The organism is Mycobacterium sp. RTGN6 (assembly GCF_033804605.1).
In the GTDB taxonomy this organism is placed as follows: domain Bacteria; phylum Actinomycetota; class Actinomycetes; order Mycobacteriales; family Mycobacteriaceae; genus Mycobacterium.
The window spans coordinates 201,788-223,736 of record NZ_JAPZKZ010000012.1; the positions used below are offsets into that span (position 1 = coordinate 201,788).

18 protein-coding genes are annotated in these 21,949 nt (G+C 63.7%); 10 read left to right on the top strand and 8 right to left on the bottom strand.

All coding sequences use genetic code 11. The annotated features are described in order from the left end of the window. The first annotated feature begins 95 nt into the window (after positions 1-95). Entirely contained in the window at positions 96-722 is a 627-nt protein-coding gene (locus SLQ33_RS27410) for a TetR/AcrR family transcriptional regulator (RefSeq protein WP_319457057.1), read from the top strand. A gap of 19 nt (positions 723-741) precedes the next feature. Here the strand turns inward: SLQ33_RS27410 and SLQ33_RS27415 are convergent, their stop codons facing one another. Then, positions 742-2,292, bottom strand: coding sequence for an FAD-dependent monooxygenase (locus SLQ33_RS27415; protein ID WP_319457058.1), 1,551 nt, complete (start codon positions 2,290-2,292; stop codon positions 742-744). Positions 2,293-2,437: 145 nt separating this feature from the next. Further along, positions 2,438-3,409: a VOC family protein gene (locus SLQ33_RS27420; RefSeq protein WP_319457059.1), complete on the bottom strand. Its 972-nt coding sequence runs from the start codon at positions 3,407-3,409 to the stop codon at positions 2,438-2,440. A 445-nt stretch (positions 3,410-3,854) separates the two neighbouring features. Here SLQ33_RS27420 and SLQ33_RS27425 point away from each other — a divergent pair, with 445 nt between their 5' ends. Genes SLQ33_RS27425 through SLQ33_RS27440 form a run of 4 tightly spaced genes read left to right on the top strand, consistent with a single transcriptional unit; the run spans position 3,855 to position 8,016 of the window. Next, a complete protein-coding gene (locus tag SLQ33_RS27425) occupies positions 3,855-5,147 on the top strand; it encodes an alpha/beta hydrolase (RefSeq protein WP_319457060.1) in 1,293 nt (430 codons plus the stop codon). Positions 5,148-5,194: 47 nt separating this feature from the next. Then, positions 5,195-6,835: an AMP-binding protein gene (locus SLQ33_RS27430; RefSeq protein ID WP_319457061.1), complete on the top strand. Its 1,641-nt coding sequence runs from the start codon at positions 5,195-5,197 to the stop codon at positions 6,833-6,835. Then, on the top strand, positions 6,832-7,386 hold the full coding sequence (locus SLQ33_RS27435) for a VOC family protein (protein WP_319457062.1): 555 nt from the start codon (positions 6,832-6,834) through the stop codon (positions 7,384-7,386). Before SLQ33_RS27430 ends, SLQ33_RS27435 begins: the two co-directional genes overlap by 4 nt. Before the next feature lie 3 nt (positions 7,387-7,389). Next, a complete protein-coding gene (locus tag SLQ33_RS27440) occupies positions 7,390-8,016 on the top strand; it encodes a CoA pyrophosphatase (protein ID WP_319457063.1) in 627 nt (208 codons plus the stop codon). A gap of 35 nt (positions 8,017-8,051) precedes the next feature. On the opposite strand, the gene SLQ33_RS27445 is transcribed toward SLQ33_RS27440, so the two are convergent. From SLQ33_RS27445 to SLQ33_RS27460, 4 genes are all read right to left on the bottom strand, one after another. Then, positions 8,052-9,170, bottom strand: a complete 1,119-nt coding sequence (locus SLQ33_RS27445) for an LLM class flavin-dependent oxidoreductase (protein WP_319457064.1) — start codon at positions 9,168-9,170, stop codon at positions 8,052-8,054. Positions 9,171-9,474: 304 nt separating this feature from the next. Then, on the bottom strand, positions 9,475-10,416 hold the full coding sequence (locus SLQ33_RS27450) for an SDR family oxidoreductase (protein WP_319457065.1): 942 nt from the start codon (positions 10,414-10,416) through the stop codon (positions 9,475-9,477). A 170-nt stretch (positions 10,417-10,586) separates the two neighbouring features. Continuing rightward, the gene (locus SLQ33_RS27455; RefSeq protein WP_319457066.1) at positions 10,587-11,288 is read right to left on the bottom strand and encodes an alpha/beta hydrolase; all 702 of its coding nucleotides are present in this window, start codon (positions 11,286-11,288) and stop codon (positions 10,587-10,589) included. A gap of 114 nt (positions 11,289-11,402) precedes the next feature. After that, complete coding sequence (locus SLQ33_RS27460) at positions 11,403-12,518, bottom strand: LLM class flavin-dependent oxidoreductase (RefSeq protein ID WP_319457067.1); 1,116 nt, start codon at positions 12,516-12,518, stop codon at positions 11,403-11,405. 393 nt (positions 12,519-12,911) lie between these two features. Between SLQ33_RS27460 and SLQ33_RS27465 the strand changes: the two genes are divergently transcribed. After that, positions 12,912-13,205 (top strand): putative quinol monooxygenase, encoded by a 294-nt coding sequence (locus SLQ33_RS27465; protein ID WP_319457068.1) that lies wholly within the window; start codon positions 12,912-12,914, stop codon positions 13,203-13,205. A 34-nt stretch (positions 13,206-13,239) separates the two neighbouring features. Here the strand turns inward: SLQ33_RS27465 and SLQ33_RS27470 are convergent, their stop codons facing one another. Beyond that, entirely contained in the window at positions 13,240-14,169 is a 930-nt protein-coding gene (locus SLQ33_RS27470) for a hydroxymethylglutaryl-CoA lyase (RefSeq protein WP_319457069.1), read from the bottom strand. 3 nt (positions 14,170-14,172) lie between these two features. After that, positions 14,173-15,384 carry a CaiB/BaiF CoA-transferase family protein gene (locus tag SLQ33_RS27475; protein ID WP_319457070.1) on the bottom strand — a complete coding sequence of 404 codons (1,212 nt, stop codon included), beginning with the start codon at positions 15,382-15,384 and terminating at the stop codon, positions 14,173-14,175. Between the two features lie 359 nt (positions 15,385-15,743). On the opposite strand from SLQ33_RS27475, the gene SLQ33_RS27480 reads away from it, so the two are divergent. The 4 genes from SLQ33_RS27480 to SLQ33_RS27495 all read left to right on the top strand — a co-directional run bounded on the left by SLQ33_RS27480 (position 15,744) and on the right by SLQ33_RS27495 (position 21,879). Beyond that, positions 15,744-16,244 (top strand): flavin reductase family protein, encoded by a 501-nt coding sequence (locus tag SLQ33_RS27480; RefSeq protein WP_319457071.1) that lies wholly within the window; start codon positions 15,744-15,746, stop codon positions 16,242-16,244. A 358-nt stretch (positions 16,245-16,602) separates the two neighbouring features. Beyond that, the gene (locus tag SLQ33_RS27485; RefSeq protein ID WP_319457102.1) at positions 16,603-18,708 is read left to right on the top strand and encodes a hydantoinase/oxoprolinase family protein; all 2,106 of its coding nucleotides are present in this window, start codon (positions 16,603-16,605) and stop codon (positions 18,706-18,708) included. Positions 18,709-18,722: 14 nt separating this feature from the next. Then, positions 18,723-20,999, top strand: a complete 2,277-nt coding sequence (locus tag SLQ33_RS27490) for a hydantoinase B/oxoprolinase family protein (RefSeq protein ID WP_319457072.1) — start codon at positions 18,723-18,725, stop codon at positions 20,997-20,999. Positions 21,000-21,120: 121 nt separating this feature from the next. Further along, on the top strand, positions 21,121-21,879 hold the full coding sequence (locus SLQ33_RS27495; RefSeq protein ID WP_319457073.1) for an SDR family oxidoreductase: 759 nt from the start codon (positions 21,121-21,123) through the stop codon (positions 21,877-21,879). Positions 21,880-21,949: the final 70 nt, after the last annotated feature.

Sequence of the window (21,949 nt, forward strand, 5' to 3'; positions counted from 1 at the left end):
TCATCGTCGACTCGTCGCTGGCGAAACAACCCGACCCGCAGCAACATAAGATACAAAGTTGTTCACTATTGCTGAGGCTAGCATAGGTTTCACTGATGAGAGCTCAAGATGGGCGAACCGGTCACGACCCTCGTTCGCCGCAACCCGTCGTACGGCGCCGTGGCGCCGAGCTTTGTGGGGCGATCTACCTCGCGACCTTGGAAGAGTTGGCGGACAACGGCTTTGAGCAGCTGAGCTTCGATCGGATTGCCGCGCGCGCCGGTGCGGGAAAGGCGTCGTTGTATCGCCGCTGGCGAAGCCCAGCCGAGTTGGTCCTCGACGCTCTCACCGACCCGCTTGCCGGTTTTGGCGAGCCAGTCGTCCCCGACACGGGATCCCTTCGATTGGACCTGATCGCCGTGTTGACGAATCTTGCCGACGTGCTCAACGAGCCGCGCGGGCGGGCGCTGCGACCGTTGCTGACGCAGCGGCCCCGCCATCCCCAGCTGTTCGACGAGGTTTTCCGACGGGTGGCACAACCGCTTTTCGCCTTGCTGCTACACGTGCTCCAGCGGGCGGCCGATCGTCACGGGGCCGATCCTCGCGCTGTGACTGAACGCATCGCTGCCGTCGGCGCGCAGTTGGTGATCATGGCGCACATGCAGTCGGCGCCACTGCCGCTCAGCGAGATCGAGGCGATCGTCGACGAGGTGGTCATACCATTGGCGGGAAGTCTGCGATAGGCGCAGCCGCACTCCGCGTCTAGGCGTCGGAATCGAGCTGTACGAGATCAGCCCGGCCGGCGAGGATACCGTCGGCGACCAGATCGTCATGGTCGGCGGACGCCCGAATTGCAACCACGCCATGGGTTTCCAGCTTCACCCGCTCGGCGACTGCGAGCCGATCCATTATCGCGCCGCGGTCATTGCCGCCCGTCAGCGTGACAACGTGTGTTCCGTTTTGAAGTTGATTTCTGACTTGGCGCACGTAGTCATCGCCGTCGGGTCCCCACGCATCGCCCGAGGTGACTTCGATGGGTGTGGCGCCGTCGACGCCGCTCGCGAGCACTCTGGTCGGTAGCGTCAGCTCGGTCGTGTCGAACGGTTGGCGCAGCACCCACGGGGTCAGGTCCCGGCTCGGTACCGCTGTCGGCGCCGCACCGGAGAAGTCCGCTGCAGCCTGTGCGACGAGCGCGGGATCCGTTGCGGCCAGCCGGTCAAGGGAGACCACCCCTGCGCGGCTGAGATACGCAAAGGCCAGCCGTGGCGCCGACATCTCTTTGCGGTTCGTGAAGGATTCCCACCACAACTGGCTGCGCTGAGCTCTGTCCTGCAGCCGTTGCACCTGGCGCCGGCGACTGCGGGTGTACTCCAGGAGCACCTTGTGGGGTGTTTCCGAGCCCACCGCTTTGAGCTGGTCCACCAGCGCGATCGCGCTTTCCATCGCCACTTTCGTGCCGGACCCTAGTGACGGGTGGACCGTGGCGACTGCATCGCCGATCAGTACGACGTTCTGATAGGACCAGTTTCGACATTGCAGCGTAGTGAAATGCGACCATCTGGACCTGTTGCCGAAGAATCGTGCGCCCATGAGCACCTTGGCGAACGCCTCACTGAGATAGTCCAGCGCTTCGTCGTCGGAGGCACCGTCAGATGTCCAGTCTCGGTCAGTGAACCCGGCGCGCTCGATCGTCTCAAGAGATGCCTCGATGACGAAGGTGGACAGCCCCTTGGAGTAGGGGTAGGCGTGCATGACGAACGTTCCCGCCGGCGTATCCACCGGCTGGAAGACGGTGCCCTCCAGTTCGATGTCGGCTGCGCACCAGATGAACACGCCGCGACCAAGCGTGGTGGTGACACCGAATTGGGGTTCAAACCGAGTGCGGGTGCTGCTCGACAGGCCGTCCGCACCGACGACGATATCGGCACCCTCACGCACGTCGTCGACGTGGACGACGCTGCCGATGTTGACTTCGGCGCCGGCATCGGCCGCCCCTTCGAGCAGGATGCGCAACAGTTCGGACCGTCTGATCGCTCCGCTGTGGAACTGCAGGAAGTTGGTTGTGCCTGCGTCAACCCGAAACTCGGCCGACGAAAACTTCAGCGTCGCCGCCAACAAGCGCTGATGAATCGCGGGGTCGGCTTTGTGCACAGCCTCGAGCAATGCGTGCGTCAATCCGACACCGAATCCGAACGTATCGTCGGGCGCCAAGCGCTCGAACAGTCGGACTTCCCAGTCCGGGTATCGCAGCGCCGCCAGACGAGCGGTGAACGCTCCGGCGGGTCCGCCTCCGATGATGTCCAAGCGTGTCATGGTGTGTGCCTCCGTTGTCGCGGTTGGTCAACATGCGGAGAAACATCCCGTCTCGCCCGGTTTTCGTCGCACCCAAATCCGATGAAATCGACTGTCTGCAAACCCATTACCACTCCCTGTTCCCGACTAGAGCCGTGCGTATCGATTAGGAGTCGTTGACCGCGAAGGTCACGTCGAGATCGGCTCCCAAGAGTGCGTCCGCCGGTGGCGGGCCCAGGAGGGCAGCGGGCGGCGAGTCGTTGGGGTCCCATTCGTTCACGACGTGTGGGTCCTCGATGGTCCACGACCGCGGCACATACGTCGGGTCGTGCAGGATGATCTCTTCCTCAACGGAGTATTCGAACCAATAACCCTCCGCGTCACGGAAGTACATCGCGATGTTGTGACCGGGCCCGTGCCGCAGCGGGCCCCACTCGATCTTCACGTCGTTGTCTTGTAGTGCTGCGGCCGTGGAGTAGAACGAATCCACGTTCTTGAGGCTGAACTGGATGTGGTGCAACGCCGTCTGCGGTGTTTGGACCAGCACGACGTCGTGGTAAAGGTAGCGGCCGGGAGCGCGCAAGAACCCCATCACTTGCACACCGTCCGGGCCGTAGGTGCGGGCCGAGCACAGCTGGCCCAGCGTGTTGAGCATGAACTCTTCTTCGGCTTGGAAGTCCGCGGCACCCAATCCAAGGTGATCCGCCACGACGGGTTCTGGTCCGCCGGATTCGGGCGCTTCGACAAGATGCGCCACCGGAATTTCCGTGCTGGTGCCGGTGGTGAACTCCAGCAGGTGCCCGGCCGGGGTGTGAAACCGGATGGCCGGTGCCCCTTCCCATTCCGCCTGGTCGTGTTTGGATACGGCAACGCCGGCCACCTCGAGCCTGCGCGCCGCTGCATCAAGTGCCTGTCCATCGTGGACCAGGTAACTGACGTGGTGCAGCCCATGCTGGTCGCCGGGCTTGTAGACCAGGGAGTAGCGGTCCACGCCATGGGCGCTGAGATAGTGGCTGCCGTCTGCGTCCGCCTGGACCAGGTTGAATCCCAACCGTTCCGTGGCGAACTTGGCGGCGGCTTCGGGATCCCGCGCGTTCAGAGCAATGTAATTCACGCGTTCGATGCCGATGGATGACACGTTGCCTCCTTGCAAGTAGCCGATTCTCCGCCCGTGCCCTAGTCCCCACCTTCCCGCCTGCCGCCGAATGCGGTGCGAGCCCTGCGTCATTCACGGTGCGCACCCGGACGACGCAGGACGTGGGGGACCAAGGCCGCTCGGGTTGTTGCTATCTTACGACTGCGGCAACTATTTGACAATACCGTTAGGACGGTCGTAATGTGGCCGGGGTTACAGCGTCTGCATGGCCACGCCGGCGACGCCCGTGGTGGGACTGGAGGTATTCGGTGTCTGCAGGGCCCGGCACTCCCCGCCACGGCGCATCCACACACGGAGCACCTGGTGTGGCGGCGGACCGCAGCTCGCCACGTCCACTCCCCACCCATCGATTCTGGGTGACGACGCGCGATGCCGACAGCGCAGCCGTCTCACGTCGGATACAACTCGCAACAAGGGATTAGGAGCAATGGTTCACGATATCGACGAACGACAATTGCTTGCTCAGGTCCAGCGTGAGCCGTCGGGGCGCGGACGCGCCGTTCTGGCGAACGACTATTGGCCTAGACCGTTGCCCGAGGGCGTGCACATCAGCTCGCACACCCTCATCACCTACGACGGCGAGGTGACGCGAGGCACCCTTTACCGGCCCGTCAACGCCAGCGGCACGGTGTTCTGCCTCATGCATCCCCGTCAGGATCTGCGCCAGCATCCCATCATTCCCGACATCCTTGCCGCCGGCGACTCGGTGTGGGCGCAGGCCGGTCGCGAGGTGGGCAACGATCTGCGCCTGGTCCACGAAAATGCGCTGCTCGACGTCGCCGCGGGCCTGGAGTGGCTGCAGCACACCTACTCTCACGTGGTGCTGATCGGGCATTCAGGAGGGGCCGGGCTCTACTCCTTCTACACGGAGCAGGCTCAGACCGAACCTGGCGCGCGGATCGCCAATACCCCCGGCGGTGCCCCGACCAAACTGCGGGAGGCGCCGATGCCGGTTCCGGACGCGTTGAGCCTGATCGCCCCGCACCCGGGGCAGGGAAAGCTGCTGCTGGCCGCCATCGATCCGTCGGTCACCGACGAGAGCGACCCGTTGTCCGTGGACCCCGAGTTGGATCCGTTCGATCCGCGCAACGGATTTGGCACCGCCGAGGATGGCGGCTCGCACTACGCGGAGGGCTTTGTCACCGCCTATCGTGCCGCGCAGGCGCAACGTGTCGCCCGGATCGACGAACGAGCCCGCGAACTGATCGATCGACAGATGTCGGCGCGCAAGAAAGTCAAGTCGGGAACCGGAACCCGAGAAGACGGGCGCCAAAGCATCCTGACGCCGATCATCACCACCTACCGCACTGATGCCGACCTGCGATGCACGGATCTGCAGTTGGACCCGTCCGAACGTCCGTACGGGTCGGTGATCAGTGCCAAGCCGTCGGTCTCCAACTACGGCGTCACCGGGTTCGGCCGGCTGGCGACCCCGGAGGCATGGCTTTCCACGTGGTCCGGGCTGTCATCGAACGCGTCGCTCAACCGTTCACTGGCCGGCATCACCGTACCGACACTGATCATCGAGTACACCGGGGATGCCTCGGTGTTTCATGCCGACGTCGCCGCAGCGGTGAAAGTCGCGGCCTCCGACGACGTGACACACCACCACATCCGGGCCGATCACTTCGGCAGACCGCTGGCGCGCGGCGACGAACCCGGGACGTCCTTGGCAGCACACACAATCACCGAATGGTCGAAGGAGCGGATCAAGCCATGACGACAGCCAGTGACCTCGCCGCCGGCGTAGTGCCGTATCCAGAGTCCTTGGTCCGCGACTACCGCGCTGACGGGCTCTGGGGCACACGCAGTATCGCCGACGAGCTGCAGGTGATCATCGACAACTACGGCAGCAATCTCGCGGTGGTCGACTCCGACGTCGAAATCACTTTTGAAGAACTGGGCGCGATCACCGATCGGATCGCAGCAGGACTCGTTCGGTTGGGTCTCACGCCCGGCGAGCGCGTGCTGTTCCAAGTGACCAACCACGCCTGGTCGGTGCTGGCGTGGTACGGGGTGCTCAAGGCCGGGCTGGTGCCGGTGGCAACGCTGGCCCAACACGGCTCCTATGAAATCAATGCCATCGCAAAGCAGTGTCGGCCCGCCGCGCACCTGTTCGAGCCCTCCTTTGGCCGCCACGATCTGCGCGCGTTGGCCAACCAGGTCGCCGAGGAGCAGCCGAGCCTGCGGGTCAAGCTCACGGTCGGTACCGGGGAGTCAGCCGACGGTGAGGTGTCGATCGAGGCGCTGGCAGACGAGCAACACGCGACCGGCAACCCACGCCAGCTCGTCGCCGAGATTCAGCGCAGTCTGGCCACGGATGGCGTTGCCGTGCTGCAGCTGTCGGGCGGAACCACCAGTGTCCCCAAGCTGATTCCGCGACTTCACGCCGAGTACTGGTACAACGCGCGGGCATGGGCCGAGGTGGGGACCATGACCTCTGATAGCGCCGTTGCGCATCTGCTGCCGCTGATCCACAACGCGGGGATCGTGTGCGCGCTACACGCAGCGCACTCCGTCGGCGCGTGCTTCGTCACCTCGGCGGTGAACACGGAGGCGTTCGTGCGCGCCGCTGAGCGCACGCCGCTCACCCACATTCTTATGACGCGTCCCATTCTGCGACTCATCGAAACCGAACCGCGGCTGCGCGATTTGCTCGCCGGCCTACGTACGCTCGCGTGGGGTGACCGGGCCGTACCTCCGTCGGTGGTGGACGAGTTCGAAACAGACACCTGCAAGGTGATTCAGTTGTTCGGCATGGGGGAGGGGTTGACGATGCTCTCTTCCCGCGATGCGCCCGCGGCGATCCGCCACGGCACCCAAGGCACACCGGTGTCCCTGCGTGACGAGGTGCGTGTCTATGAGCCAGGCACGGAGAATCAGTTGCCGGAGGGCCACGCTGGTGAACTGTGTGCGCGCGGTCCCTACACCATCCGCGGGTACTACGAGGCGCCCGAGCGCAACGCTGTCGCCTTCACCGCCGACGGGTTTTACCGTAGCGGCGACATCGTCACCGAATTTCGACACGAAGGCCGCTCCTACTACCGGCTCGAAGACCGGATCAAGGATCTGATCAATCGCGGTGGAGAGAAGATCAACGCCGAGGAAGTCGAGCAATTGCTGCTCGAACTGCCCGGCGTGGAGCGCGCTGCCGTCGTTGCCATGCCCGACGACCGGCTCGGCGAAAAGGCCTGCGCCTTCTTCTCTTTGCGGACCGGCGCGGACACCATCGACCTCGATGCGGTCCGGGTGCATCTGCAGACGCGCGGCGTCGCCAAGTTCAAGTGGCCCGAGCGTGTCGAGATCCGCTCCGAACTCCCGCTGACCAACATCCACAAAGTGAACAAGGTGATGCTGCGACAGGAGATTGCCGACCTCCTCAGTGCCGGCGACCGCGCCGCCACATGACCTCCCCAGCGACCAGTAGGCCCGTCTCACGACCGATCCACCACATCGGCTACACCGTCGACGACATCGCAGTCGCGGTGGACCGCTGGGTAACCACCTTCGGTGCTGGGCCGTTCTTCTGGTTCGCCAGGAACACCGCCATTACCGAGGCCCGCTACTACGGAAAACCGTGCGTACTGGAACAATCCGTAGTCGTGGCGAAGTGGAACGATATCTTCGTCGAACTCGTCGAGCTCCATGAAGTCTCGCCACCCGGACTTCGCCAGGCCTTGGTCGGCAACACCACGTCCGCCAACCACATCAACCACATCTGCTACGTGGCAGAGGACCCCGAAGCCGAGGTGCAGCGGCTGGAAGCTGCGGGCATGCCACGCTTTTGGCACGCACCCCTTGGCGCGTTCGACGTGTCCTACTGCGATGCATGGGCCTCGCTGGGCCATGCGATCGAAGTCCACCAGCCGACACCAGATTTCGTCGCCATCTTCGAAGCGATCGCGACGGCATCAACAGACTGGGACGGAACCGATCCACTTCGTGAGCTGCCGGTGTGACCAATGAGTGGCGCAACACAGTCACGTTCATCCGACGCTGACGGCGAGAAGACGACGCGCTCAGGGATCGCCCGGCGGCTGCGGGGGTTCGCGCCGCTAGTCGCGCCGGCCGACGGTTTGCGCGCAGCGACCGTCGTCATCGCGGTGACCGAGCAGAACGGCCAGTACGGCATCTGGCTCACCAAACGGTCGGCCCAAATGCGCGAGCACCCTGGCCAATACGTGCTGCCCGGAGGGCGGGCGGAGCCGGGCGAAGACTACGTCACGGCCGGCCTGCGCGAACTGGTCGAGGAACTCGGCCTCAGCCTGACGCGCGACCACGTGCTCGGCCGACTCGATGATTACGTGACCAAATCGGGATACGTCATCGCCCCAATCGTGTGTTGGGCGGCCAACGGGGTAGACACTCAGCGCAATCCCGATGAAGTCGCCAGCGTGCACTTCGTGTCCTTCGCCGAGCTGCTCGCCACCCCCCGTTTCGAGGCGATTCAGGAAACCGACCGGCGAGTCATTCAGTTTCCGCTGCTGGGCATTCTGATCAACGCACCGACAGGTGCGGTGCTCTATCAGTTCGCCGAGGTCGTGCTGAGGGGGCGACCTACCCGCGTCAGCGGTCTCGAGGAACCATGATCGACCGCACCCGGTCGCCCATGCGCTGCACGGGATCAGGCAGTGGTCCCGTAGCGGAAGCCGTCTGTCCGGAACGCCGGGTCCGTATCCAATGCGGGGATGATGTACTTGCCGAATACCTCTATTGTCTCCAACGCGTGGTCGCGACCGAACATCCCGACGCCGAACCCGACGCCGTTGACGCCGAGTTCGGCGTACTTCTTCAGGGTTTCGATCACCTGGTCCGGCGTCCCGATCAGCGACCCGGCCCGCTGCATGGCCAGCGCTTCCTCCTTCGTCGTTGGAGGGGCGAGTTCGGGCCAGCGCGGTATGCCCTCGGGGCGCGGGAAGGTGTCGTGATAGCGGTAGAGCAGGCTGCGCTGGTGGGCCACTTCCTCGCTCATCACCCAGTCGAATAGCTTCCCCTCGTCCTCGGAGACGAAGGGGTGGAACACCGCCGACAGGTAGTCGTTGACGAAGGCGCCGATGGGCTCGGCATTGGCAATACCCTTGCGGTAGGCCTCATTAGCCTTCTCCGCGACTTCCAGGTTGGTGATCGAGTTGCCGATGAGGCCCATCCCCTTGCGCCCGGCGTTCTCCCAGCTGGGCGTATTTCCTGCGGCGTACCACATCGGCGGGTGGCCCTTGCCGTACGGCTTGGGCACGATCTTGCGCGGAGGCAGCGACCAGTACTTGGAGCTGTATCCCTCGTAGGTGTCCTGCATCCACATCTTCGGGATCTCCGAGATCACGTCTTCCCATACTTCTTTCGTATGACTGATCTCGGTGCCCTCGGGAAAGAAGGCGAGAATCTCGTGGCTGCCTGCGCCGCGTCCCGACCCGAATTCGAAACGGCCGCCGGAGATGTGGTCCAGATATGCGCCCGCCTCGGCGACGGTGGCGGGGTGTCGAATCTGCGGAAGCGGGTTCATGATGCCCGAGAGCAGGTGGATGCGCTTGGTCGCGTGGGCGAGGTAGCCGAGCACCGGGGCGTTGCCCGAGATGTGTGAGTACTCGTCGAGGAAGTGATGCTCGGGGACGATCACATACTTAAAGCCCGCCTCCTCGGCGGCGATCATGTACTCCAGATCGGCCTGGATGACCTTGTGCTCGGCGTCTGGATCGTCGCGCAGGTGGTTGGGGAGCGTGTTGAAGAAGCTGAGCATGAATTCCATTGAGGTGTTCCTCCCAGACTCGCGTGCCACCTGCATGTGAAGTGCACCGGCTTACGGCGGTGTTTAATTTTCTACCGTGATGTGCCTAACATTGTCAACCCTCCGCGCGCCACCGCAAGCGGCATCTACGGAGGGCGCGTTTCATGCGTACGGGGAGTCCCTGAAACCAGCTTGCCGTCGTTGCGGTGAGCCGTTGACACTCAGATGTGGCTCGTCCGAACGTCATCCGCCTGTGCTGCGGTCGCGTGGTGGCGGAGGCCGCTGCCCACACCGAGGCTTCGGCCATGCTGTTGCCGTTGGCCGGTTAACCCACTTCGGGTTGTGCGCTCGCCGCCTCAGCTGAGTGAACCTGCCGGTAGAGGCGACGCAGGTACTCCTCAAGGGAGGTCGGCTGGCGACCGAGCAGCCAGGTCAGGACATTGGGGTTGCCCACGTAGTCGTGAGCGCTGTACCAATCCGCTATCGCAACAAGGACTTGTCGCGCGTAATCGCGGCCGGCCGGATCCTCCAGGCCGTGCGCCGAACCAATGGGCGGGCCTTCCTCTCTTGCCCAGATCCGCATGTACTCCGGGCCTGAAACCGGCTGCACCGCAACGCTGCGGCCACCGACCTTGCTCACGGTTTCAGCAAGCACGTCCGCGTCAAAGGCCTGCGGGAGACCGCAGAGTTCGTAGCGCGCCCAGTAATGCGGCTTGCCCTCGATCAGAACCTTGCATGCCACCTCGGCCACATCCATCAGATCCACCGCGCTGTGCTTGCGTCCGAGGCCATAGGCGACAGGCAGCACCCCGGTATCGAACGTCGACGGCGGCACCAACGTTTGCATGTAGTCGGCAGGCTGAAGAATCGTCCAATTCACCGGCGAGGAGACGAGGCGCTCCTCGACATCTCGCTTGGTCCGATGCTGAAGCAATGCGGTGATGATCGGGTGCATCAGCGTGCTCATCACGACGTGCTCGACACCTTCGGCGATCGCGGCGTCGATGATCGAGTAGCCAATCTCAGTCTCCCAGTAGGCCAATCCGCCAGGGCACACATGGAAGACGCTCTGCACGCCATTCATGGCCGAGCGGATGGTTGCAGGATCGCGGATGTCACCTATCACGATCTCGCTGACACCCAAGTCGACGAGAGCCCTTTCATCACCGCTGCTGGCCCGCAACCCACGCACCTTTAGGCCGGCGCCCGCAAGCCTCGGGATCACTTGGCGCGCAACGTTACCGTTGGCGGCTGTTACAAGAATCATCCTGTTTCCTCACTGCGAGTGCGTCGATTCGCCGGGTCTCGCGACGACGGTTGCCGACGCCGTCGGCCGATCCAACAAAGTGCTCTGCTGCGATCAGCGCACCGAGCGAGGAACCATGATCACCGGCACCGAGGGGCCAGCGCAGTCGATGGGCGGCAGCTCACTTCGCGCTAGTCGGCATTGCCCAAGAGAAACTGACCCAACAATTGCTTGTATTCTTGTGGGCAAGTGCGGTGGACCATATGTCCGGCCCCCTCAATCGTCGCGAACTGACCATTGGGAATACGACCTGCAGCCTCAGCTAATCCGTCCTGAGGCGTGTAGCTGATTGATCCTCCGCCGATAATGAGCGTCGGGGCGGTGATCTTAGGCAAATCGTTCCACCAGGAGGGATCGGGGTTGTGAATCTGCTCAACGAGCGAGATGAGTGCGGAATAGTCGAAGGGTGCCCCTCCCGGCACTTCTTCGGCAGACTCTGGAAAGTCGACGTCGATGGGAGCAGTATCTTCGAAGACCATCCGCTCAATGCGTTCCGGCCATTTCTCCGCGAAGATGGTCCCGATCCGTGCGCCCATTGAGTGCCCGATCAAGGTAAAGCGGTCCAGGGCAAGTGCATCGGCGAACGCCTCGAGATCGTCACACATCAATTCAAATGAATAGACGTCTGACCTGGCACTGTCACCGTGCCCGCGCTGCGTGAGGGCGAAGACGTGATAGTGACCGGCCAGGAAGAGCGCGATCTCGTCCCAATCCCGTGCGTCGTACATGAGCCCGTGCAGGAGAATGAGCGGCGGTGCACTTGGACTGCCCGCCTCACGATAGTGAAAACTCAGTTGTGAAAGCTCGATCGTCTTGTCGGCGATAATGGACAAGGACTTACCTTTCCCGCTCAGCAGCAAGAGAGACCCAGCTCCAACTTCGGGGTTTTCATTGCTGACGTGTCAACATTAATTGTGACATTCAACGTGCCCATATCGCTGCACGGATCAGGCCGTCCCGTAGCGGAATCCGTCGGTCCGGAACGCCGGGTCCGTATCCAATGCAGGGATGATGTACTTGCCGAATACCTCTAATGTCTCCAACGCGTGCTCGCGACCGAACATTCCGACGCCAAGCGAGCATCCGTTGATACCGAGTTCGGCGTACTTCTTCAGGGTTTCGATTACCTGGTCCGGCGTCCCGATCAGCGACCCGGACTGCTGCATGGCCAGCGCTTCCTTGTGCGTGGTTGGCGGGGCGAGCTCTGGCCAGAGCGGTACGCCCTCAGCGCGCGGGAAGGTGTCGTGGTAGCGGTAGAGCAGGCTCCGCTGGTGGGCGACTTCTTCGCTCATCACCCAGCCGAATGCCTTCCCTTCGTCCTCGGACACGAACGGGTGGAACACCGCGGACAGGTAGTCGTTGACGAAGGCGCCGATGGGCTCGGCATTGGCAATACCCTTGCGGTAGGCCTCAACCGCCTTCTCCGCGGTCGCCAGGGTGGTGATCGAGTTGCCGATGATGCCCATGCCCTTGCGTCCGGCGTTCTCCCAGCTGGACATGTTCCCCGCGGCGTACCACAGCGGGGGGTGGCCCTTGCCGTAGGGCTTGGGCACGACCTTGCGCGGCGGTAGCGACCAGTACTCGGAGCTGTACCCCTCGTAGGTCTCCTGCATCCACATCTTCGGGATCTCCGAGATCACGTCTTCCCAGACGTCCTTGGTGTGGTTGAGCTCGGTGCCCTCGGGGAAGAACCCGAGAATCTCGTGGCTACCTGCGCCACGTCCCGACCCGAATTCGAAACGGCCGCCGGAGATGTGGTCCAGGTACGCGCACGCCTCGGCGACGGTGGCGGGGTGTCGAATCTGCGGAAGGGGGTTCATGATGCCCGAGAGCAGGTGGATGCGCTTGGTCGCGTGGGCGAGGTAGCCGAGCACGGGGGCGTTGCCCGAGATGTGCGAGTACTCGTCCAAGAAGTGATGCTCGGGCACGACCACGTACTTAAAGCCCGCCTCTTCGGCGGCGATCATGTACTCCAGATCGGTCATGATGACCTTGTGCTCGGCGTCTGGATCGTCGCGCATGTGGTTGGGAACCGTGTTGAAGAAGCTGATCATGAATTCCATTGAGGTGTTCCTCCCTGACTCACTTGCCCTGCGGTGACGCGGGTTCGGTCGAGTGCGGCATGGGGTTCTGCTATGTCCGTGCGTGGCGCGACCTGCATGTGAAGTGCTCTTGCTTACGATGGTGTTTAATTTTCTACCGTGACGTGACTAACATTGTCAAGCCCTGTGCGCGCCGTCTCATACGGCGTCCATAGCGGGAACCTCCGAACGAGGTCACCATCGATGACGGTTACGTAGACGAAGAATATTTGACAAGAAGGTTGGCCAGACCTACGGTAGTTGGGCTGAAGAATCGCCCTGACGGCATCGCCCCGACCGCACATGGGGAGCAGGGGAGCCCGAAAACTGCATGGGGATCGCAGCATCAATATCGACACACAAGGAGAACGATCGATGACGATTGCTCGCCACTACATCATTTGCGCCGCTGAGGGAAAGACCGACGAGTTGGAGTCGGCGTTGCGCAACCTCGCTGACGCGGTGCGGGCCGTCGTCGGCTGCCATGGCGTTGATGTGATGCGGGACCTCGACGATGAACGGCGCTACGTCTTCATCGAAAAATGGGAGTCGGTCGAGGTGTACAAGGCCTCCATGGAGAAGTTGCCGAAGGACGTCGTGGCCCCCATGATGGCCGCTCTTGACGGCCCGCCGCAGGCGGCATATCTGGACGTTCTCGTCACCTCGTGAGCGCGGGTGGGCCACCCGCGCGGCGGTAACGACGTCAGACCGCGACGGGGGCGCGCTCGAGCTGGCGCACCCGCGACGGTGCCTTGTCGCCCCGCGAGAGTGCTGAGTCCAGAGGGTGGCCGACCAAGCCTTGCAGCGTCCGCCGGGCAGTGGCGAGCGCGTCTGGATCGATGCCAGTGTCGATGCCTTCGCGGTGTAGAAAGTGGACGAGGTCATCGGCGCCGATGTTGCCGGCCGCGCCGGGGGCGAACGGGCAGCCACCCAAGCCTCCAAGCGCCGCGTCGAATCGGCGAATCCCCAACGCCAGGCCTTCCCAGACGCTGGCCGAGGCCATGCCGTAGGTGTTGTGCAGATGAAGGCCCAACGTCAGCTCGGGGAATTCTGCCTGCACCGCACTGACGGTTCGCCGAATGTCGCCCGGGGTGGCGGCACCGATGGTGTCGGCCAGGTGCAGCACTTCGATGCCGGTGCGCTGCAGTCGATCTGCGGTAGAGATGACCCGCGAAATCGGGGTATCGCCATCGAACGGGCACACGAACGCGGTCGCGATGGTGGCTTCGGTGCGCACACCGCGCTCGCCAAGCCATTCGGCGGCCTCTTCCACTCGGGTGAGCGCGGCGTCGGTGGGCACCCCGGCATTGGCGCTGCTATGCCCATCGCTGGCGGACACCACGAATCGCACGTGCTGGTTGCCACTGGCTACGGCACGCTGTGCGCCTTTGAGATTGAACACCAGCGCGTGCAGGGCCGCGGTGGAGTCAGCGAGCTGACGCATGACGTCGTCGGAATCTGCCATGGTCGGCACCTTCGCGGGATTGACGAACGCCCCGATCTCCAGCTGGCTGAACCCAGCCGCGATCAGCTGCCCCGCCAGCGCGACCTTGTCAGCGGTGGGCACGATCACCGGTTCGATCTGCAGTCCGTCGCGCAGCGAGACCTCTGTGATGATGACGGTATCGGACATGGTTTAGAGAACCCCTTTCTGGCGCAACAGCTTCTGTGCGTCCTGATCGATCCCGAGTTCGAGTAGTACCTCTTCGGTGTGCTGGCCCAGTTCGGGTCCCAGCCAACGCGTTTGGCCGGGGTTGTTCTGCATCACGGGAACCACGCCGGGGAACGCCACCGCCGCCGGAGCGGCGCCGCCGACGTCGGCCTTGTGTACCTGGAGCATGTTGCGATCGGCGAAATGGGGATCGGTCAGAATGTCGGAGGCTTCATAGATGGCGCCGGAGGGCACATCGGCCGAATCCAGCAGGTGCAGGACTTCGTTCGAGTCCAGCGAGGCGGTCCAGCTACCGATTGCAGACTCCAGTTCGTCGTTACGCGCGACGCGGCCGGCGTTGTCGGCCAACTCGGGGTCGTTACCGAGATCTGTGCGACCGATGGCGGTCATGAAGCGTTTGAAGATCGCGTCGCCGTTGCCGCTGATCACGACGTACTTGCCGTCCGCGCAGCGGAATGTGTTCGACGGCGAGATGCCGGGCAGTCCCGCCCCCTCTGGTTTGCGGTTGACGCCAAATGCATCGTGGTCGGGGACGAGCGACTCCATCAACGAGAACACCGCTTCGTAGAGCGCGACGTCGACCACTTCGCCGCCCGGGCGCTTGGTTCGTTGCAGAAGACCCATCAATGCGCCGATGACGGCATAGAGGCCGGCCACGGTGTCGGCGAGGCTGATGCCGACCCGGACCGGGGGGCGATCGGGGTAGCCGACGACGTGGCGTAGCCCTCCGATCGCTTCCGCCACTCCACCGAAGCCCGGCCGGTCCCGGTAGGGCCCGGTTTGGCCGTATCCGGATATGCGCACCAACACCGCATCCGGGTTGACGCGGGTTATTTCGGCGGGACCGAGTCCCCACTTCTCGAGTGTGCCCGGCCGGAAATTCTCCAGAATCACATCCGATCGCTCGATCAACGACAACGCGATCGCCCGACCCTCAGGCTCCTTCACATTCAGGGTGATGCTGCGTTTGTTGCGACCGAGGGTGCGAAACAGCAACGACGTCGAGCCGCCGTGTAACCGCCAGCTGCGCAGCTCGTCACCGGCACCGGGCCGTTCCACCTTGATGACGTCGGCGCCAAAGTCGGCCAGCAGCCGACCCGCGGTAGGGGCGGCGATGAAGTTGCCCAATTCGAGGACCCGCACCCCCTCGAGGGGTCCCGTCGTTGCTTCACTCACGCTCGCTCCTGATCTGTTGTGTCTGGCTAGTTGAGCGATCAGGTGCGCTGCCCGCACGACGCTGGGCTGTGTGTGCGGAAAGAACACCCCATCGGCACTACTCCTCCACCCGGTCGATCCGCAGAGTGCGTCGTCGGCGCCGGGCCCGATGTTGCACTGCCTCGAGCGGTCCGTGGCCGACGGTAGGTTGGTCACGCCGCGCCTACGGGGGCCCCGCGTGTAGCTGCGGAGGCCCCTCACCCAAAGGTAGGTACGATCTACGTCTAAGTCAATAGTTTGACGTCTACGGTGCCGGTGAGGATACTCACAAGAATGCTGAGTCCCTTTCTAGCTTTTCCTGCTGAGCCACCGGCCTAACGATGCAGCTAAACAACGCATCGCTGCGGGAGGCATACGGTCACTTCCCATCTGGCGTGATTGCCGTCGCCGCCGAGATCGACGGAATTCCGGTGGGATTGGCCGCCAGTACCTTCGTCCCGGTCTCACTCGATCCGCCTCTGGTGTCATTCTGCGTGCAGAACAGCTCGACAACGTGGCCGAAGCTGAGCGACCGTCCCACGCTGGGCATCAGCTTGCTCGGTGAATCGCATGACCAGGCCGCACGAACCCTCGCAGCCAAGACCGGCGACCGGTTCGCAGGCCTGCAGACGGTGTCAACGAGCGGCGGCGCGGTCTTCATCGCCGGGACATGTGTCTGGCTGGAGGGCGTCATCGATCAGCTTGTCGACGCAGGGGACCACGTCATCGTGGTGCTTCGCGTGACGGAGCTGAACGTACATTCCGACGTGTCACCGATCGTGTTTCATCGCAGCGCTTTTCGCCGGCTTGAGGTGGAGTCTGCGAGCAGCACCGCGTTCTAGCGGCCCGCAGTGCGGCCAAGGGTGGTCCGCAGGCGTCCACGCGCACGCGCGTGGACGGACGCTTGCCGACGTGGGCTGCAGCAGGCCACGCGTCGTAGCCCCGCCTGTCGAATAGCTTGGGCGATGACCTCCGCGGGTGGGGGGCCTCGCCGAGCGGCTCCGGACGGTCTGCTCCGAAAGTGCTGAAGGTGCCTCAACGCATGGACAACGGCGCATTTTCGCGCCCGGCGGAGGCGCCGCAGCTTACGAGCGCGACAAACTATTGACATATACGTTGACGATCTCGTACGTTACGAATCTCACACAGATTCGTGCGTTGCCACCACGCGAGCCGTGGATCAAACAGATAAGGAAGCACATGAAGTACGTGATCGGCGTCGATGTCGGCGGGACCTTCACTGACGCAGTCGCCGCAGCGCAGGACGGGACGGTAATCGGCGCCAAGGCAGCCTCCACGCCAGCCGACTACGCAGTCGGCGTGATGGACGCGATCGTGGACCTCGCGGATCAAGTGGGGTTGACCCGCGAAGAACTCCTGGCCTCGACCGACTACATCGCGCACGGCACCACCTCGAGCATCAACGCGTTGATCACCGGCAATGTCGAGCCCGTCGGGCTCATCGCCACCAAGGGCCACGGCGACTCATTGCTCATCATGAACGTCGAGGGCCGCTACCTCGGTTTGTCTGCACATGACGCTCAAGATGTTCTGGGCACCTCCAAGCCGACCTCGCTGATACCGAAGTCGTCAATCGCCGAGGTCACCGAACGTATCGACCAGAGTGGCGCGGTAGTGGTGCCGCTCGACGAAGACGAGGTGCGTGCTGCGGTCACGGGCTTGTTGGACAAAGGCGTGCGGGCGATCGCGGTGGCTCTGCTGTGGTCTTTCCAGAATCCTGCTCACGAACGACGCGTCCGCGAGCTCATCGCCGAGATCGCTCCCGACGTCTTCGTCGCTCTGTCGTCCGAAGTCTCGCCTCGGATCCGGGAGTTCGCGCGCACCGCAACGACGGTGATGAGCACGCAGCTCGGTCCGCCGCTGCGCCGCTACCTGGAGCCGCTCAGCGCCAACCTGCGCAATCTCGGCATGACCGGGCCGCTGTTGGTCATGCAGAGCTCCGGGGGAACCATCACGTCGGAGGAAGCTCCGGCTACCGCGATCTCGACCGTGGGTTCAGTGCTCAGCGGCGGAGTCGTCGGAGCCACGCGCTTGGCGGAACAGCTCGGCCACAAGAACGTGGTCACCGCCGATATCGGCGGCACCACCTTCCTGGTGGGAATGGTGGTCGACGGTCAGCCGGTCCGCGCGTCCACGACCGTCATCAATCAGCATCCGATCAACGTCCCGACGATCAAGGTGGATGCCATCGGATCCGGTGGCGGAGCGATCGCCTGGCTGGACCCGGGCGGCAACTTGCGCGTTGGGCCACGCAGTGCCGCCGCGGCGCCCGGTCCTGCCGCGTACGACGCAGGGGGCCTCGAGCCCACCGTCACCGACGCCGATCTGGTGCTGGGAATCATCAACCCGGACAACTTCCTTGGTGGGCGTCGCAAACTGCGACGAGACCTTTCTGAAACGGCGCTGTCGGAGAAGATCGGCAAGCCGTTGGGGTTGACCGCCGAAGAAGCGGCCGCCGCCGTGTTCGAGGTGCAGAATGCGCAGACCGCCGACCTGATCCGCAAGGTTGTCGTGGAGTCCGGCAACGATCCGCGTGGCTTCGTCGTCTACGCCTTCGGCGGCGCCGGTCCCATTCACGCGTCGGCATTCTCGACAGAGCTGGGAGTGCCCGAGCTGGTCGTCCCGCTCGGCGCGGCAGCATCGGGGTTCTCCGCCTACGGGCTGGCCGCGTCCGATGTGATGGTCAGCGCCGAGTTGTCCGACCCGGCGCCCTTCCCGGTCGATCACGCACGGATCCGCGCCAACTTCGCCCGCCTCGAAGAACAGGTTCACAGTGCGTTGGCCCGGCAAGGAATCAAGTTCTCCTCCATCGAGTTGGTTCGTGAGTTCGATGCCCGCTACACGGCGCAGATGTTCGAAGTGACCACCACGGTGCCGGATGGCGAAATCGACGACGAGGCCTCGGTCTTGTCGATGGCTGAGGCGTTCGAGCGTCGCTATGCGGAGTTGTTCGGTGAGGGATCCGGATTCTCCGCCGCGGGTTTCCAATTCATCAGCTACCGCGTCCGGGGCATCGGCCGGCTGCCGTACCGCCCAACACTGCCCGAGCGACCGGCCAGCGGGAGCTCGGATGCCCGCGAGGCGATCTCGGGCCATCGGCCTGTATTACTCGACATCGCACGGGGATTCGCCGAAACGACCATCTACGACTACTCGTTGCTACGCGCAGGCCACGTACTTCCAGGCCCAGCGGTGATCGAGGTGCCCACCACCACTGTCGCCATTCCCGCCGGCGTCGACGCACGCATCGACGAACTCGGCAACGTCCGCATGTTGCTTAACTGAAAAGGAAACCGGCCATGGAACAGCAACCAGTCATGCCCGTACCCGGCTCCGAGGTTTTCAGCAGCAGGCTGATCCCTTTCGACGAGCTCAAAGCCAATATTTCACCCACGCTCAAACTGCACGAGGTCACCGATGCAGACATCGACGGCATCGACCCGCTGACCTACGAGGTGGTCCGTCACCGAATCTGGTCGATCACCGACGAGATGGGCGAAACGCTCAAACGCATGTCCGGATCGATCTCCGTTACCGAGGCCAACGACTTCGACTTCGCCGTGTGTGACGAGCTCGGCCAAGCCGCTCAGGTCGGGCTCTACAACACCATGCTCGTCGCGTCGATGGATCTCGCCGTCTACTGGACCCTGCAGCACCGCAGCGGCAACCCAGGAATCGAACCCGGCGACATGTTCCTCACCAACGATCCTTGGGTCGGCGGCGGGCTGCATCAGAACGACACCGCAATCATGGCCCCGCTGTTCCACGACGGAGAGCTCTTCGGGTGGACCAGCGCGGTATGTCATATGGCCGACGTCGGTGGTGCCAAGCCAGGTTCCTCTGACCTCGCTGCCAGCGACGCGTTCAGCGAAGGTGCACCGACGCCGCCCATCAAGATCGTCCGCGGAGGGGTCCTCCAGGATGACGTGGTCGACGCCTTCATCCGCCGCTCCCGCATGCCCCTGTTGGTGAATCTGGACGTGCGTGCGGAGATCGGAGCCAACCAGGCCGGCCACGCCCGATTGCACCGGCTCATCGATCGGTACGGACCAACCGTCGTCAAGGCCGTGATGAAGCGGATGATGAATGACTCGGAGCAGCGGCTCCGGACCCGCCTGCGCGACATTCCCGACGGTTCCTGGAAGTCGGTCGGTTACCTCGAGCAGTCGGCGGTCGGGGATCGCGGCATGCACAAGATCGCGCTCGAGATGACCAAGACCGGGGACCATCTGACGTTCGACTTCCGGGGTACCGATCCCCAGGCAGGCATGGTCAATTGCCCGTGGTCGGGAATGCGTGCCGGCATCTCCGTCGCGCTGATGCCCATTCTCGCTGGCGATATCCCTTGGTCGGCAGGCGGTTTGGTGCGTTGCTTCGACATCATCAGTGATGAGGGCACCATCAACAACGCCACCTTCCCGGCATCGGTCGGATGGGCACCGCTTACCGCGGCATGGGCGACGTCGAACCTCGTGGCCGATTGTTTTGCGAAGATGCTCGACGCCGCGCCGCAAGAGCAGTCGCGTGTCCAATGCGGATGCACGGGGTCATTCGAAATGGTGACCATGGCCGGCATCGATCAGCGTGGCGCGCCGACCGTGATGATGCTGCTCGACATGATGGCGGGCGGCTACGGCGCCAGGCCGGACGCCGACGGCCAGGACACCGCTGGCATCCTGCCCATTCCCATGGGTCGTGCACCCGACGCCGAGATGCAGGAGTTCATCTATCCGTTGTTGTTCCTGTGGCGTCGCGAGGAAATCGACTCCGGCGGGGCAGGAACGGCCCGCGGCGGGCTGTCCATCTCAATCTGCGTCGTTCCCCATGGCACCCCTGCACCTCTTGGCGCGGCGTTCTCGGGCAACGGCAAAGCGCGCCCGGAGGCAACCGGACAAGCCGGTGGCTACCCCGGAGGCACTGCGTTCGACCTGATCGTCCGCGGGTCCAACGTCCAAGAACTGTTCTCTGCCGGCAAGATTCCCGGTTCGCTCGAGGAGCTCGGTGACCGGCGAGAGGTGGTAGGTAACCGCAAGGAGACGCTCATCGGGCTCGAGGACGCGGTATTCGTTCACCCCTCCGGCGGTGGCGGGTACGGCGACCCCTTGTTGCGGTCACCAGACAAGGTCGCCAAGGATGTCAGCGACGGAAAGGTCTCCGCCGCTGCGGCGCGCACGCTGTACGGGGTTGCGCTCGACACGGACAACCGGGCCGATCCCGTCGCGACCGCCAGCCTGCGGGCTGAGGAACGTCGACGACGCATCGGAGGCGACGTTTCCGCAGAGGTGACTGAAAGTCACTCCAACGGCAGCGATTTGGATGTCAACCTCGCCATTCAAACCACCGATTCCGGGAATGTGGTGGTGTGTAAGCACTGTGGCCACGAGATCCGGAAGGCAAGCGCGGGGTCGCTGGAGGGCTTGACGCTGCGAGAAGGACCCGTCACCGAGGCAGGCCCCGGCGTGCTGGGGCAATCGGCGGACTACGTGGACCAGGCGTTGATATTCCACCAGCTGTCCTGTCCCGGCTGTGCGACGGCGATGCACACGTCGGTCGTTGTGTCGGGATCGGCGGGATAGGCCCAGATCTGCCGACCTCGGCCGGGGCGTGAGAAACGACGTAGCAGCAGAATCCACTTGATCTCGATCGGCACTCCCCAAAGACGGGTCAGCGCCGGTCCGCTAGCAGTATCGGAGGAACATGTCAGAGAACGCTTCCAGGCCGCTGGAAGGAAAAGTCGTCGCCATCACCGGTGCGTCGTCGGGTATCGGCGAGGCCACCGCGCTGGCCTGTGCGCAAGCGGGCGCCTCGGTGGCACTTGCCGCGCGTCGGGCCGAACGTCTCACCGCGCTCGTCAAGAAGATCGAAGACGATGGTGGTCAGGCGATCGCGATACCGACCGACATCACCGATGAAGCTCAAGCGAGAAACTTCATCACCCAAACACATTCCAGTTTGGGCCAAGTCGATGTTCTGATCAACAACGCCGGCGTCATGCTGCTCGGACCGATCGTGGGACCGCCAATCGAAGACTGGCAGCGCATGGTCGACCTCAACATCCTCGGTCTGCTGTACACCACCCACGCCGCGTTGCCACTGATGATCGAGTCCGGCGGTGGCCACATCATCAACGTGAGCTCGGTCGCCGGCAAGGCTGTTGCACCGGGCGGCGGGGTGTACAGCATGACGAAGTTCGCGGTAGCTGCCTTCTCCGAAGGCCTGCGCCAAGAACTGATGAATGACGGCGTCCGCGTCACGCTCATCGAGCCCGGGCGTGTTGAAACCGAGCTCATCGACCACGTCGATCCCGAGCTCCGTAAGGTGATCGACGCACGATGGGTCGGGGTAACGCCGCTCAACGCCGGAGACATCGCGACGGCGATCTTGTACGCGTTGACACAGCCCGAGCACGTTATCGTCAACCAGATCGCCCTGCGCTCCACGATCAGCCCCATCTAGGGCGACGCTCGCGATGGGTGGACGCGCACTCCCGTCCACGTTCGTTTCATGGGCGCTGCTTGAGCCTGGT